The sequence below is a fragment of the Streptomyces sp. NPDC002911 genome (assembly GCF_053591835.1).
Map to the genome: position 1 here is coordinate 46,718 of NZ_JBSFUO010000003.1, position 15,857 is coordinate 62,574.

The 15,857-nt window shown below is 74.3% G+C and carries 2 protein-coding genes (1 of these 2 cut by a window edge); both read right to left on the reverse strand.

Annotation, left to right across the window (positions count from 1 at the left end; translation table 11 throughout):
• Positions 1-9,653 carry the 5' portion of an SDR family NAD(P)-dependent oxidoreductase gene (locus tag ACWD04_RS05545; protein ID WP_451128416.1) on the reverse strand. 3,451 nt of this gene lie to the left of the window's left edge, so only the first 9,653 of its 13,104 coding nucleotides appear in the window; the start codon lies at positions 9,651-9,653; its stop codon lies off the left edge, out of view.
• 57 nt (positions 9,654-9,710) lie between these two features.
• Positions 9,711-15,704, reverse strand: a complete 5,994-nt coding sequence (locus tag ACWD04_RS05550) for a beta-ketoacyl synthase N-terminal-like domain-containing protein (RefSeq protein ID WP_451128418.1) — start codon at positions 15,702-15,704, stop codon at positions 9,711-9,713.
• Positions 15,705-15,857 lie beyond the last annotated feature (153 nt).

The following is a 15,857-nucleotide window of genomic DNA, read 5'->3' on the forward strand; positions in this document are numbered from 1 at the left end:
TCCGGTTCGGAGCGCCCGACGAGGACGACCCGGGCGCGGTGGCGCCGTACGAGCTGCTCGGCCACGTCCAGACCGACGTCTCCGGTCCCGCCGACGATCACGTACGTGCCGCCCTCGCGCAGTACGGGCACGGACGCCGCCGCGTCGAGGGGCTGGAGCACCTCCCGGTACCAGCGTCCCTCGCGCAGCGCGTAGTCACCGGGGACGGCGACGCGCACCGACGCCGGGTCGTCGGGGCCGAGGTCGACGGTGGCTATCCGCCAGCGCTCGCACTCCTGCCGCAGCGACCGGGCCAGGCCCAGCGCGGCCGCCGACGCCGGGTCGGTCGCGGCGCGGGTGACGACGGTCAGCGCGAGTTCCCCGGCCCCGCCTGGGCGTGCCTGGAGGTGGTGGACGGTCCGGAACAGATCCAGGACCCCGCGTTCGCCGTCGACCACGGCGTGCACCGCCATGGGCGTCGGCAGGGAGTCCAGAGGTGCGTCGCCGATCCGGTGGACCTCGTCACCCGGCAGTTCGACGGGGCCGAGCACCCAGACGGGGCCGTCGGCGGGGCCGTTCGGCGCCATGTCGGCTACGGGCTGCCGACGTGGGGCGTACACACCCGCCGCGGCCGTCGCTTTCCCGGCGGCGAACGGCGCCGGCCGGGGGGTGCGCCCGGGGGTGACCCAGCAACGGCGGCGTTCGAACGGATAGGTGGGCAGCGGGACCGCCAGCCCGCCCCTCGGCCAGTCGACCGTTTCACCGGCCACCCAGCGGTCGGCGTCCGTGACACCCCCGGCCCGGGCCAGTGCGGGGTGGCCGGCGCCTTCGGCGGCGGCTCTCAGGGCGGCGGTGAGCGTGGACCGGTCGGCGGCGGTGACCGCGAGCCGCTCCGCCATGGCGTCGCGGCCGTGCTGGAGGGTGTGCGCCACGTCGAACAATTCCGGTGTCCGCTCCTTCCGTTCCACGGCCGCGAGCAGCGCGGCCGCGTACCGGCGCAGGTCCTGCGGGGTCCGGGCGGACAGCGGGAAGACCCACGGGCCGCTCGGCCGTCGGGCCCCGTGCTCGGCTTCGGCCTCCTCCAGCACCACATGGGCGTTGACGCCTCCGTAGCCGAAGGAACTGACGCCCGCGCGTCGCGGCCCCCCGGTGGCCGGGAGCGGCCAGGCCCGTGCGGAACGGAGCAGGTGGAAGGGGCCGCCGTCCAGGCGCAGCTGCGGGTTCGGCTCCCGGAGACCGGTCAGCGGCGGTTGCACCCCGTGCTCCATCGCGAGGAGCACCTTGATGACCCCGGCGGCGCCGGCGGCGGATTCCAGATGGCCGATGCCGGCCTTGACCGCTCCGAGGGCGCAGTGCGGCTCGGCCTGCCGGGGCGCTCCACGGCGGTTCAGCAGTTCGTCGTAGGCCAGCCGCAGGCCGTTGATCTCCACCGGGTCGCCGAGCTCGGTCCCGGTGCCGTGCGTCTCCAGATAGCCGAGGGTGGCGGGGTCGGTTCCGGCGCGCTCGTGGGCCCGTACGATCATCGCCGCCTGGGCGGCCGGGTTGGGCGCGGTCAGGGACCGGGCCCGGCCGCCGTGGTTGACTGCGGTGCCGCGCAGCCAGGCCCGGACCCGGTGTCCCCGGGCCCGCTCGGCGCTGGTCAGCACCACCAGGCCGTAGCCTTCGCCGCGTACGAAGCCGTCCGCCCGGGAGTCGAAGGTGTGGCAGCGTCCGGACGGGCTCAGCATGCCCGTGGTGCCGAGGAGTACGTGGTTGTGCGGTGACAGGATCAGGTTGACTCCGCCGGCCACGGCGATGTCGCACTCGCCCGCGCGGATGGACTCGGCGGCCCGGTGGATCGCCACGAGGGAACTGGAGCATCCGGTGTTGACGGGTTCGCTCGGTCCGTGCAGGTCGAGCTGGTAGGAGACCCGGTTGACGAGGATGGAGTGCGTGGTGGCGGTGGCGGCGTGCGCGTCGACCGGCAGGCCGGCAGCCTCCCGGACCTTCTCGTAGTCGCTCGATCCCGCCCCGATGAACAGGCCGACGTCGGATCCGGCGAGGCTGCCCGGCGCGATCCCGGCGTCCTCCAGCGCCGTCCAGACCCCTTCGAGCACCAGTCGCTGCTGGGGGTCCATGCCCTCGGCCTCGTGCGGGGAGATACCGAAGAAGAGGGGGTCGAAACGGTCGACGTCGTGGATGAAGCCGCCGCGGCGGGCGTGCACACCCTCCGGGAGCGCGTCCGGGTCCCACCGGTCGGCCGGCACATCGGTGACGAGGTCGTCACCCGCCACCAGATGGTCCCAGAACTCGTACAGGTCGGCGCTGCCCGGCATCCGGCCGCCCATGCCGATGACGGCGATCGCCCCGGGGTCGGCGGGACGCGTGCCGGGAGTCCCGGTGGGCGTCGCGGGAGCGACGGCGGGAGCGGGGCCCGGAGTGGGGAGCGGCTCGCGGAAGTCGTGGCCGAGCCGGTCGGCGAGGGCCCGCAGGGTGGGGGTCTCGTAGAACAGCGCGGGCGTCACGTCCAGGTCGAAGGCCTCGTTCAGCCGGCTCGCGAGGAGGTTGTAGCTGACCGAGTCGAAGCCGTAGTCCCCGATCCGCCGGTCGAGATCGAGCTCGCCGAGGGGGATGCCGGAGGCGTCCGACGTCAGGGCCAGCAGCATGTCGGTGAAGCCGGTCCCGGAGGCCGGTGCGCCCGTCGTGCCGTCCGCAGCCGCCCTGGCCACCAGGACGTGCTGGCGGTTTTGGGTGGTCAGGGCGGAGTCGGGCACCGCGGACACGGCGTCGTATCCGGCGGAGCCGAGCACCGCGGTCCAGCCGGGTACGTCCAGCAGCGGCGAGCCGGGCAGCCGTAGCGCGGTGTCGCCGTGGGCCCACCAGCCGTCGAAGAGCCCGTAGGTGAGCGTGGCGGACAGGGTGACCGTCGTCAGTTCGTTCAGGAGCAGCTCGCCCCCTGGACGCAGTGTCCGCCGCAGATGGCGCAGGGCACGGCCGACGTCCGAGGTGGCGTGCAGGACGTTGGCGCCGACCACGAGGTCGAAGCCTGCCTCGTCGAAGCCCTGGCCGACGGGGTCGGTGTCCAGGTCGAGGCGCTTGAAGCGCAGGAACGGATACCGCTCGCCGAATTCCCTGCGGCCGTGGGCGAGGAAGGTGACCGACAGATCGGTGTACCAGTACTCGATTCGCTCCCCGTACGGGGCAAGGGCGCGCAGGAGTCCGGCGGATGTGCCTCCGGTACCCGATCCGACCTCCAGGATCCGGACGGCGGCGGTGTCCGGCAGCTCCGTGAGCCGGTGCTCGACGTGGCCGGCGAGGCGCCGGACGAGGAGGTCGTTGTAGAGGTCGCTGATGGGGTTGCCGCGGTACACGCGTTCCATGAGTGAGGTGCCGGAGGAGGGGAAAAGCAGGTCGGTGGCGAGGAGTTCGCCCCGGAGAAGCTCCGGGTAGCGCTCCAGGCACAGCGCCAGGAGCCGTACGAACACGGCGGATTCGGGGTGCGCGTCGGCAAGGGCGGCGAGCTGCCCGAGGTGTCCGCCCGCACGGGCCTCGGCCAGGGCGTCCGTAGCGGGACGCAGGCGTCCGTGGCGGGCCGTGAGCAGGCCGTGTTCCACGAGCGCGTCGAGCAGGGTGCGCAGCAGCCGCTCGTACCGGGGGGCGACGCCCACCCGGCGCACCACCTCGCCGGGGTCGGGGTCGGGGCCGTGCCAGGTGCCCAGGCCGTCGAGCAGGGCGAGCAGCGCTCCGCCCGCGATGCGGGTCATCTGCCGGTCGAGCGCGGAGAAGTCCTCCACCACGCGCAGGTCGGCGGCGTTCGGCCGCGCGTCGGTGGGCGTCACGTCGGTGCTCTCCGTTTCCCTGTGGGCTCCCATGCGCGCGCGCAGAGCCTTGGTACCGGGGACGACGGCGCTCTGGGGCGCCGCTCCCCGCAGCGCCTCGACGAGTGCGGCGAAGCCCGCCCGGGGTGTGATGGACCGGAAGCCGGCCGCGGTGAGGCGGTCCCGGTGGGTGTCGTCGGCCACAGCCCCCACGGTGCCCCAGAAGCCCCAGTCGACGGTGCGCACGGGGTGGGGCACGCGGGCGTCGAGGGCGTGGGCGTATGCGTCGAGGAAGGTGGAGCCGGCGGCGTAGTTGGCCAGGCCGGGATCGCCGAGGAAGGACTGGGCGGAGGAGAAGAACAGCAGGAAGTCCGGGTTCCGTCCTCGCAGTGCGTCGGCCAGTGCGGCGGCGACGCCGGACTTGGCGGCCAGGCTCTGCGCGAGGTCCGTGTCGGTGAGGTCGCGGACGAGCCGGTCCCGGCGCACCAGCGCCGCGTGGACGACGCCGTGCACCGGGCCCGCCTCGTCGAGGACGGCTGCCAGCCGGCGGGGATCGGTGGCATCGGCCCGGACGTAGCGGATCCGGTCCCCGAGGCCCGGGTCGGACAGCTCGCGGCGGCCGACGAGCACCACCCGGGCATCCCACTCCTCGACGAGCCGCTGGGCGATGGCCAGGCCGATGCCCCGGGCGCCTCCGACGATCACATAGGTGCCGCCCCGGCGCAGCGGGACGGGGCCGGCCGCGGCTGCGGCCGGCCGCAGGACCTGGATGTGGCGGACGGCTGCGGTGTACGCGAGGCGCGTACCCCGGGGCGCGGGTCTCAGGAGGCCGGCGGACACATGGGTGGGGTCGAGGTCGGTGCAGGCGACCGACCAGCCCTTGTGCTCGTTCTCCATGACCCGGGCGAAGCCCGTGACCCCGGCGGTGTAGGGGTCGCTGACGGGGCGGCCGGGCGGGGCCGCGGCCCCGGTGGTGGCGATCACCCAGTCGAGGGTGTGGACGCGGGACCAGGCGCGGGCGTACGGGGCGAGGGCCTTGACGCCCGCCTCCTCGCCGCGCACGACCCGCTCAGCCTCGTTCCCTGTGGGGGCGGTGGGGCCGGTGAGGACATAGACCAGACGCGGCGTCGCCTGGACGGGCGTGCCCAGTTCGGCGAGATGGGCTCCCTCGTGCCGGGCGGCCAGTTCGCGGGCCAGGGCGGCGCGGGCGGGGGCGTGCAGCACCACTACGGGGCCGTCCGGAAGCCGCGGCAGGGTGGCCTCCGGGACGGCCTCCCATGTGGGCACGTCCAGCCCGAGGACCTCGGCCGGGACGTCGGCCGCGGCCGCGGGCACCTCGGCCGCGGGCTCCCGGGGCGGCGCGAGGGTGGCCTGGGGGGACTGTGCGGAAGGCTCGGCGTCGACCCAGCACCGCACGCGGGCGAACGGGTACTGCGGAAGCGGCACCTTGCGCGGCTTCCGGTCCCGGTGCAGCTCGCGCCAGTCGGGGGCGCCGCCCGCCGCCCAGCTGCGGGCCCAGGCGTGGGGATCGGCGGGGAGCGGGACGGCGGCGGGGTGCTGCCCGGTGACGGTGCCCCGATGGCCGGCGGCCGTCTCCGAACCGGCCAGGAAGGCGCGCAGGGCGGTACGGAGTCCGGCGACGTCGGAGGCGACCACGGCGAGCCGCTCCTCCAGCGGTTCCCGGCCGATCTGCGTCGTGTACGCGATGTCGGCGAGCGCGGCTTCCGGTCCGGCACAGGCCGACGCCGCCTCGGCGAGGCCCGCGAGGGTCGAGCGGGCGTCGACGTGCGGGGCGCGGCCCGGGAAACGGTCGGCAAGGATCCTGGAGAGCCGGCGCAGGTCTGCCACGTCCAGGCCGAGTTCGTCGAGTTCGGCCTCCGGATCGGCGTCGGCGAGACCGAACGCCTCGGCCATGCCGGCCACGTCGGCGGGGCGGTCGGCCGTCGCCGGCTCCGCGTACCTCCCCGCCAGTTCGCGCAGCGCCTGCGGGGTGCGGGCGGAGAGCAGCACCACCTGCGGTCCGGCGGACGCGGTCCCGGCGGCCGGGGGCTGCTGCGGGAACTCCTCCACGATGACGTGGGCGTTGGACCCGCCCGCGCCGAAGGCGCTGATCCCGGCGCGGCGTGCAACACCGGCTGCGGCGGGCCACGGCGCGCTCTCGCGCTGCACGCGCAGGCCCACCGAGTCCCAGTCGATGCTCGTGCTGACCGGGTCTGCGTGCAGGGAGGGGACCAGGGTGCGGTGGCGCAACTGGAGAAGGACCTTGGTCAGTCCGGCGATACCGGCGGCCGACTCCAGGTGACCGATGCCCGACTTCACCGATCCGAGCCGGGCAGGCGCGGCACCGTAGGCCTGGGAGAGGGCCGTGATCTCGATGGGGTCGCCCAGGGAGGTGCCCGTGCCGTGTGCCTCGATGTAGCCGATGGAGGCCGGGTCCACGTCCGCCCGGTGCAGGGCGCGGCGCACCACATCGGCCTGTGCCGCGGGGTTCGGGACGAAGAAGCCCCCGGCGCGCCCGCCGTGGTTGACGGCGCTGCCCTTGATCACGGCGAGGACCCGGTCGCCGTCCTCCAGCGCGCGGGCGAGCGGCTTGAGCACGACGACACCGACGCCCTCGCCCGGCACGTAACCGTCCCCGCCGTCGCCGAAGGCGCGGCAGCGGCCGTCGGAGGAGACGAAGCCGACCTGGCTCAGGTGCAGGTACTTGTACGGGTGGACGATCAGGTTCACTCCGCCGGCGAGTGCCATCTCGCTGTCCCCGGACCGCAGGCTCTCGCAGGCGAGGTGCAGCGCGGTCAGGGACGAGGAACACATCGTGTCGAGGGCCAGGCTGGGGCCGCGCATATCCAGGAAGGCGGAGACGCGGTTGGCCACCGCGGAGGAGAAGGACGTGGGCAGTACGGGCAGCCGCTCCTCGGCGCCCAGACCGAGCATCTGGTACTGGTTGAACATCACTCCGGCGAAGACGCCCACCATGCGGCCGGCCACATCGGCGCGGGTCAGGCCCGCCGCTTCGAGGGCGTGCCAGGAGGTCTGGAGGAACAGCCGCTCCTGCGGGTCCATCCCCGCCGCCTCGCGCGGGGTGATCCGGAAGAAGCCGGGGTCGAACTCGTCGATGCCCTCCAGGAATCCGCCCCACTTGCTGTACGAGTGGCCGGGCGCGCGGTCGGGCCGGTAGAACCCGTCCGAGGCCCACCGGTCCGCCGGCACCTCGGTGACGCAGTCCCTGCCGTCCCGGAGGTTGGTCCAGAACCGGTCGAGATCCTCGGCCATGGGGTAGCGGCCGGCGACGCCGATCACCGCGATGTCCCGGTCGGCCGTCTCCCCCGTGTCCGGGATCCGGACGGGCAGGGGCCCGGCGGCGGGGGCAGCGGGCTCACCGGTGGGGATGTCGGCGGCGGCGAGGCCCAGGGCTTCGCGGGCCCGGTCCGGGTCGCCGTGGAGCACGACGAGTTCGGTGCCGGTCAGCCCGAGGGCCTGCTCGAACAGGTCCAGGCCGGCCTCGGTCGGCAGGGGGACCTGGCCCTGCCTTCGGAACAGGGCCTCGGTGGCCGCGTCCGTGCGCATGCCGCCCCCGGCCCACATCGGCCAGGCGAAGGAGGTGAGTCCGCGTTCGCGGGCGTAGGCGTCGAGGAAGGCGTTGGCGGCCGCGTAGTCGCTCTGTCCGGCGTTGCCGCCGACGCCGGTCACCGAGGAGAACACGGCGAAGAAGTCGAGGTCCAGGTGGCGGGTCGCCTCGTCCAGCAGCACGGCTCCGCGCACTTTGGGCGCGAGGACCGCCGCGAGGTCCGCGGCGGGCTTGGTGGTGAACAGGCCGTCCCGCAGCACGCCGGCCGCGTGGACCACGCCGTCCAGCCGGCCGTGCCGTTCCAGGACGCCGGCGACGAGCGCGTCCACCTCGGAGGGGACCGTCACATCGGCGCGGACGTACGCGCTCTCCGTGTGTTCCGGGCGCTGGGTGCGCCCGGCGACGACGACCGTGGCCCCGTGTCCGGTCAGCCGGGCGGCGAGTTCCCGGCCGATGCCGCCCGCGCCGCCGGTGATGAGGTAGACGCCGCCGGGCCGGATCGGGGTGGTGGCGCCGAGGTCCGCCTCGCGGTAGCGGCGTACGTGGCGGCCGCCGGGGGTGTGCCGCACCCAGGGCTCGGGGTCGCCGGCGAACTCGGCGAGCAGGGCGTCCGGATCGGCGGTGCCGTCGCACTCGACAGCGGTGATCGCGAGGCTGGGCTGCTCCAGGCTCACGGTGCGGGCCAGTCCGGCCACGGCGGCGGCGACCGGGGCGGGTCCCACGTGCATCACGGGGATCGGCCCGCGGCTCAGGGCCTGGGCCAGGGCGAGGATTTCGCCGCAGGCCGACCGTACGGTCTCGGGGAGGCCGCCGCCCTGCTCCGCGGCGTGCAGGACCGCCTGCGGGGCTGTGCCGCGGTCGGCCAGGTCGGCGAGGAGGAGTCCCAGGTCCCCGGTGTCGTACGGGCGGAGCTCATAGGTGTGGTGGGCGACCCGGCGGAAGGCGGGGCCGCGCCGGACGGTGATCTGGTCGGGTCGCACACGCAGGTCACCGATGACCAGGAGGCGTGCGGGGCCGGTCGCCGCGGGCGGGCCGGGGGCCGGCTGCCACAGCCCGGTCAGGCAGCGGATACGGGCGGGGGCCTCGGCAGCGTCCGCCGGCGCGGCGACGCCGGCCGGCCGGCCGGAGCGTTCGGCGGGGAGCAGCCCTGCGAGATGGGCCGCGACCGCTTCGACGGTCGGGTACTCGAACAGCAGGGTCGGATAGAGAGTGATGCCCCAGTTCTCCTCGAACATCCTGACAAGAGTGATGAGTTGGGAGGAGTCGAGCCCGAGGTCGTAGAAGCCCCGGTCGTCCTCCACCACCAGTGCGGGGTCGGCTGCCGCGCGGCGCACGAGCTCGGCCACCTCAGCCCTGATGTCCGCCCCCGCGCCGGTCGCGCGGGCCGGCGGACCGGCGGGGCTCGGCGGATGCACGGGAGCGGCCGGGGTGAAGGCGCTCGCGGCCGCGTCGGTCCGCTCGCCGGCGAGCCGGGTGATCGCGGCGGCGGAGCGGACCCGCTTGAAGGTCAGGTCCGTGAAGGTCGCGGCCGGCACGCCGGTGGTGTCGCGGAGTTCCATGTCGGCCTTCACCACGTCGTCCCCGGCCCCGGGCCCGGCCGGGTGCAGGCGCAGGTCGACGGTGCAGGCCTCCCCCAGGGTGCGGGCGGCACGGAAGGATCCGATGTGCAGGGGGATGAGGGGGCGTCCGTCCGCGTCCGATCCGTCGAAGGCGAGCGCGTACGACTGCATGGTCGAGCCGTCGAGCAGCGCGGGGTGCAGCAGGAAGTCACCGGCCGTGGTGCGTGCCTCGGCGCCAAGTGCCAGCTGCGCGCGGACCCGGCCCGCCGTCGCCCGCAGGGTGCCCTCGCAGCGCATGAACGCCCGGTGCTCGACACCGGCCGACCGTCCGGTGGCGTAGACCTCGCCGACATCGCTCGCGGTGCCCGACTCCGGGAGAGCGGGTACCTCGGCGAGCGGGGGCAGGTCGGTGTGCAGGGTGGCCCGGAAGTGGGTGGTCACGGTGTCGTCCGCAGGGGCGCCGTCGCGGATCCTGCGGCTGGTCGCCGTCACCCGGAAGACGGCGCCGTCGGGTGCGATGTCGACGGTGAGCTCACGGTCGAAGGAGTCCGTGGTCACCACTGGTTCGACGAACAGCACGTCGCTCAACCCGGTTCGGTCCAGCGGGACATCGCGTGCGGCGAGCATCCGGTAGACGATGTCGAGAAAGGTGACACCCGGCAGGGTGCGCACCCCGTGCACCCGGTGGTCGTCGACGAGCGGGTTGTCCCGCTTCAGGTGCAGGGCACAGCGAACGGACCTTCGGTCCACGTGTTCTCTCCTGGTGGTCGGCGATGCGGGAGCGTGCTCGGGGCCGGCCGCGCCGGGCTACGGGAAGGTCAGGTCGAGCCGGGCCGAGCGGAGCGGCCGTGCGGCCGGTCCGGGCTCGGCGGGCAGGCGCCAGAACCTGCTGCGCCGGTAGGCGGGCGGTGCCAGCGGAGGCCGCCCCGGCTCGCCCGGGGCACCGGGGCCCAGCAGGACGTGGGCGTTGGTGCCCCCGAACCCGAAGGCGCTGACACCGACCCGGCTGCCGGGCGGCAGGTCCGAAACCCGGGTGACGGGGAAGAAAGGCGATTCGGCGAAGGCGAAGCGCGGGTTCGGCCTGTCGCAGTGCAGCGTGGGTACGAGCAGGCCGTGGCGCAGGATCTGTACCGCCTTGATGAATCCGGCGACCCCGGCGGCGCTGAGGAGGTGGCCCATCGTGCTCTTGACGCTGCCGATGCCGCAGTAGCCGCGGTCCTCGGTGTACTTCCGGTGGACGGTGGTCAGGGCCTGGAGCTCGATCGGATCACCGATCATCGTGCCGGTGCCGTGCGCCTCCACATAGCCCACGCTGCGGGCGTCTGCCCCCGCGCGGCTCAGCACGTCCGCGATCAGGGAGCGCTGGGCGGGACCGCTGGGCGTGGTGTGCCCCATCGTCCGGCCGTCGTTGTTGACCCCCGAGGCCTCGATCACCGCGAGCACCCGGTCCCCGTCACGCCGGGCGTCGTCGAGGCGCTTGAGCAGCACCATCCCGGCGCCCTCCCCCGGGACGAGACCGTCCGCGGACTCGTCGAAGGTGCGGCAGCGGCCGCTCGGCGACAGCGCCTTGCCGGCGCTGAGCATGAGGTACGGCTCCTCGTCGAAGAGCAGGTCCACACCACCGGCCAGAGCCATCGAGGTCTCCCCCGAGGCCAGGCTCCGGGCGGCCAGGTGAATGCTCACCAGGGATGAGGAACACGCGCTGTCGATCACGAGGTTGGGCCCCGTCAGGTCCAGGAAGTGCGAGATGTGGGCCGCGACGAAGTTCTGGTTGACACCGGCTATGTACGGCCGCTGCGGAGGTTGCAAGTGCGCGCGGTGGTTTCCCGTACGGGTGCCGACGAAGACGCCGACCGGCGCTCCCCGCACCTCCTCCTCGCGGTACCCGGCGTCCCGCAGACACTCCACGGACACTTCCAGCGCCTTGCGTGCCAACGGGTCCAGGTGGCGTGCCGCCTCGGCGTCGAATCCGAAGAACTCCGGGTCGAACAGGGCGGCGTCGTCCAGGAATCCGCCCCATTTGCTCTGGCTCCGTCCGGTCCCGCCGGACGGGCTGTACAGGGCGGAGACGTCCCATCGGTCGGAGGCCACCTCGGTGACGAGGTCACGTCCGGCCAGCAGGGCCTCCCAGAACTGCCCGGGGTCGGCGGCGCCGGGCAGCCGGCAGCCCATCCCGATCACGGCGATGGGGGTCGGCCGCCCGTCCGGGAGCGGGGACCGTTCGTACGCCGGGACCGGTTCCGTCACCGCCGCGCGTGCGGGCTGGTCGGCGGGGCCCGGGCCTGCGGCGGGCTCTCCGAGCGCGGCGGCGAGCCCGCCGAGCGTCGGGTGCTCCTGGAAGAGGCTCGGATCCACCCAGTGGCCGAGCTCTCCTTCGAGTTCGCGCACCAGCTCGGCCATCAGCAGGGAGTCCACGCCGATGTCGCCGAGCAGGGTGTCGGGACCCAGCAGACCGCCGTCGACCTTGGTGGTGCGGGCGACGAGGGCGTACAGCCAGTCCGGAGCGGTCGCGGCGGGCTCGTCCCGCGGTACGGCGGGGCCCGGGATTTCGCCGGGCCCGGCGGCAGACGGCCCGGGGCGGAGTGCGGCGGTGTGCTCCGGCGCCAGGAACAGCTCGTCGGCGGGTACTCCGGCGCGCTCCGCGCGGCAGGGCAGGGCCACGGCATCGCCGGGCACCCGCAGGGCGAGGTCGAGGAGTTCCAGGGCGTCGCCGGCCTCGAGGTCGCCGATGCCGAGCGCACCGCTCGCGCTCGTTCGCTCCATGCCCATGCCCACGCCCCGCCACAGCGGCCAGCGCAGAGCCCGCACCACACAGCCGGAGGCCGCGACGTCGTGGGCGGCTGCGAAGTCGTCGAGGGCACCGTTCGCCGCCGCGTAGTCCAGGTGGCCCGCGGCGAGGCGCGGCAGCGCTCCGGCCACGGAGGAGAACAGCACCAGGAGGCCGGGCGGGGTGGCCCCGAAGGCCGACCACAGCACCCGCAGTCCCTCGGTCTTGGGCCGCAGCACCCGGGAGATGGCCTCGGGCGTGCGGGACAGGAAGGATGTGGGCGGGTCCATCACCCCCGCGCAGTGGAAGGCCGCCGCGATGCCGCCGGCCTGCTTCCGGACCCGGCCGATCAGCCGGCGCAGGGAGGCGACGTCGTCCAGCGCGTCGGTCCGTACGGTCAGCGTGACCCCGCGCTCGGCGAGGGCGAGCAGCGCCGTGAGACGGGCACGCAGTGCCGGGTCCGTGTCGGGTGCGGCGACAAGGGCGGCCCACTGATTGCGCACCGGTACCCGTGAGCGGCCGACGAGCGCGATGTGCCGGGCTCCCCGGTCGGCCAGATGGACCGCGAGACGCAGGCCGATACCGCCGAGGCCGCCGGTGATGAGTACCGCGCCGCGGTCGATGCCCGCGAGGAGGTCCTCGGTGGCCCGCGCCGGGGCGAAGGCGGCCACGGGCCGGCGGCGGCGCGTCCCCTCGTAGCGGATCTCCGTCTCCCGGTCCGTGGCCGAGGTCTCGGCCCGGACTGCGGCCGCGAGTCCGGCGGGTCCGCCGTCGACGCGGACGGTCCTCCCGTGAAGCATCGGGAACTCCCCCGACAGGGAGCGGTAGAAACCCGCGACGGCCGAGCGTTCGACACCGCTGACATGCACGCAGCGCAGCCCGGTTCGGGGGTTCGAGGTCAGTGTCCGCTGGAGCAGGGCGACGCGTTCGGCGACCAAAGTGCCGGGGGCGGTCCAGTCGACCAGGTCGACGATCCCGGCCAGGCCGCCCAGATCGGGCACGGGGTCTCCGGGGACGTGTGCCACGGTCCTCTCCCCGAGCACCGTACGGCCCAGTTCGGGGTCGGTGGTGACCACCAGCAGCCGGCCGCCGCGTCCGGCGTCGCCGGTCTCCGGCGCGGATGCGTCCGCCCACGCGGTGGTGAGGAGTCCGGCGCCGGCGAGGGGTGCCACCCAGTGCGGATCGCGGCTGAAGGGGTAGGTGGGCAGCGACACGGGCGGGGCGTCGGGGGGCGGCGGCCAGGCCGCTTCCGGCCCGCCGGACGGTCCGCCAAACGGTCCGTCCCCGGGCACGTCCGTCGGGGTGGCGAGCACCGAGGCGAGCCGCGCGCCGAGTTCGGCGAGGTCGGCCGCCTCGACGGCCACCCGGTACGGCAGTGCCGCGCGCCCGGTCCGCAGCGTCCGCGCGATCGACGCGAGCGGCGGGGCGTCCGGCGAACGTACGGCCTCCAGCAGACCGGCCACGGCCTCCCGCAGGGCCTGCGGGGTCCGCGCCGACACCGGCACGACGAGGGGGGCGGCGGCCGTTTCGGGGGCGGCCGTCGTCCGGGGAGCTTCTTCCAGGACCACGTGCGCGTTGGTGCCGCCCATTCCGAAGGAGCTGACGCCGGCCCGGCGCGGCCCGCCGACGACGGGCGGTTCCCATGCGGCGCGCCGGAGTTGGAGCCGCAGCGGCGTACCCTCGATCTTGATCATCCGGTTCGGCCGGCTGAGGTTGCGCACGGCCGGCAGGGTCCGGTACCGCATAGCCAGGATCACCTTGACCATTCCGGCGATTCCGGCTGCCGCCTCCAGGTGGCCGATGCTGCTCTTGACCGAACCGACCGCACAGTGCGGCTCGGCGGGACGCGCGTGGCCCCACTGCCGGTAGAGCCGCTCGAACGCCTCGACGATGCCGGAGACCTCGATCGGGTCGCCCAGGCGTGTTCCGGTGCCGTGCGCCTCGATGTAGCCGACGGTGCGCGGGTCCACCCCCGCCTCGTTGTACGCGGTGACGAGCAGGTCGGCGTGGGCGTCCGGGTTTGGGGCGGTGAAGGACTGGGCCCGCCCGCCGTGGTTGACGGCCGCACCGCGGATCACCGCGTGCACGCGGTCGCCGTCGGCCAGCGCCCTGTCCAGCGGCTTGAGCAGCAGGGCGGCGACACCCTCGCCCCGGACGTATCCGTCCGCCTCCTCGTCGAAGGTGTGACACCGGCCGCGCGGACTCAGCACTCCGGTGCGTTGGTAGGCGTGGTGCCGGTCCGGGTCGCACAGGACGTTGACGCCGCCCGCGAATGCCTGCTCGCACTCGCCGGCCCGCAGCGCTGCGACGGCCTGCGCGACGGCGACCAGGGACGAGGAGCAGAGGGTGTCCACGGCGACACTGGGCCCGCGCAGGCCCAGGGCGTAGGAGACCCGGTTGGCCACCAGAGAGGGCGAGACCGCGACGCTCAGGTGCGGTTCGTCCCGTCCGGCGTACCGGGCGATCAGCGCGGCGTAGTCGGAGTGGCACACGCCCGCGTAGACACCGGTGCGGCTTCCGGCCAGCGAGGCCGGATCGCATCCGGCGTCCTCGGCCGTGGCCCACACGGTCTCCAGCATCAGTCGCTGCTGAGGGTCCATCAGCGCGGCCTCACGGGGGCTGATGGAGAAGAACTCGTGGTCGAAGCCGCGTATGTCGTCGAGCAGGGCCGCCCTGCCGATCAGACCGGGATGGTCCGCCGCGGCCCAGCGGTCCGGGGGGATGTCGCGGACGGCGTCCTCGTCGCGGCCCAGCAGGTCCCACAGCCCTGGCACGTCCCGCGCGCCGGGGAAGCGGCCCGCCATGCCGATCACGGCGACAGGCGCGGGGCCGGCCGCGGCGGACGCGGGTGCCTGGACCGGTACGGCGGCGGCCGGTCCCGGGCGTTCACCGCGCAGCACCCGCGCGATGGCGGTGGCCGTGAAGGTCTGGAACAGCGTGCTGGGGTCGAACTCGCAGCCGATCTCTTCCTCGGCCCGTACGGCGGCCTCCGACAGCGCCAGGCTGTCCAGTCCGCGCAGGCGCAGGTCGTCGTCGGCGGTGAGCGAGCCCGCGGGCTCGCCGAGCACGTTCTCCAGCAGGGACAGGACCCGGACTTCGAGGTCGTCGGGCAGGGGAGCCTTCGGCGACGCGGAGGAGGAGGAAGCCGTGGCAGGGGAGGCGGTGTCGGCCACGACCGGTGCCGCGCCGTCGGCGCGCAGGGCCGTGAAGGCCTCGGGCCGGACGAGCCGCTTGACGGTCTCCAGGCGCGCGAGCGGCCGGCCGTCGCGTTCCCGCAGCAGGGAGGAGGTGAGGACCACCCGGTCCTCCGGCTCGCGCCGGCAGGCGTCCAGGCGGTAACGCACGGCGTCGGCGAGGTCGCAGTTGCCGAGGTAGACGATGTCCCGGCTGATGGTGACGGCGTCGACGGACCACTCGCCCTCGGGGTCCAGCGACTGTACGTACTTGCGCTCACCGCGGTCATTGATGTGCGGGTACGAGGCGAAGTAGAGGAGACCCGCCGCGTTCGCGTCTGCGAAGGGGTTCACCTCATAAGTGTCGGTGTACAGGCCGGTGGCGCTGTCCGGTTCCGGCTGGGCCAGGGCGCGGAACTCGTTCCGGAAGGCCTGGTGTTCCTCGTCGGCGTCCGCCACCGGGGTGCGGCCCTCGTGGCGCGGGGTGCCGGGGACGAGCCAGTTGCCGGAGCCCTTGCGGACGAAGGAGGTGAGGAGGCGGACCTCCACGGAGGTCGCGGGTGTCGCGAAGCGGATGTCGCTGACGAAGGTGTGCTCGTCGAGCTTGGCCAGGGTTCCGGTGAGTTCGCCCTCGTCGTGCTCCGTGAAGAAGCGGAGGGAGTCGGCGGCGGCGAGCCGGGCGCGGGTAAAGGCGGGCAGCAGCCGTGCACCGTCGCCGTCCGCGAGCTCCGCGACCGGGAGGCCGAAGTGCCCTCCGATCAGCGACCAGTGCAGGTCGCCGGCCTCGCGCAACAGCCAGTTCTCGGAGAGGCCGCCCACGGAGAGCGCGGGCAGGCCGAGGACGATCGCGCGGGTCAGCATACGGGTATCCGTCCGGCCCCGCCGAACACTGCAAATCCGCGTGCCTCCCGGCCTGGATGCGGCCATGGCTGATGACAGTGCTGAATCATGCACATCCCCCGACGCATTCACTGAAGCCCCTGTCCAGCACAGCGGCCGCCGAAAAGTTGACCA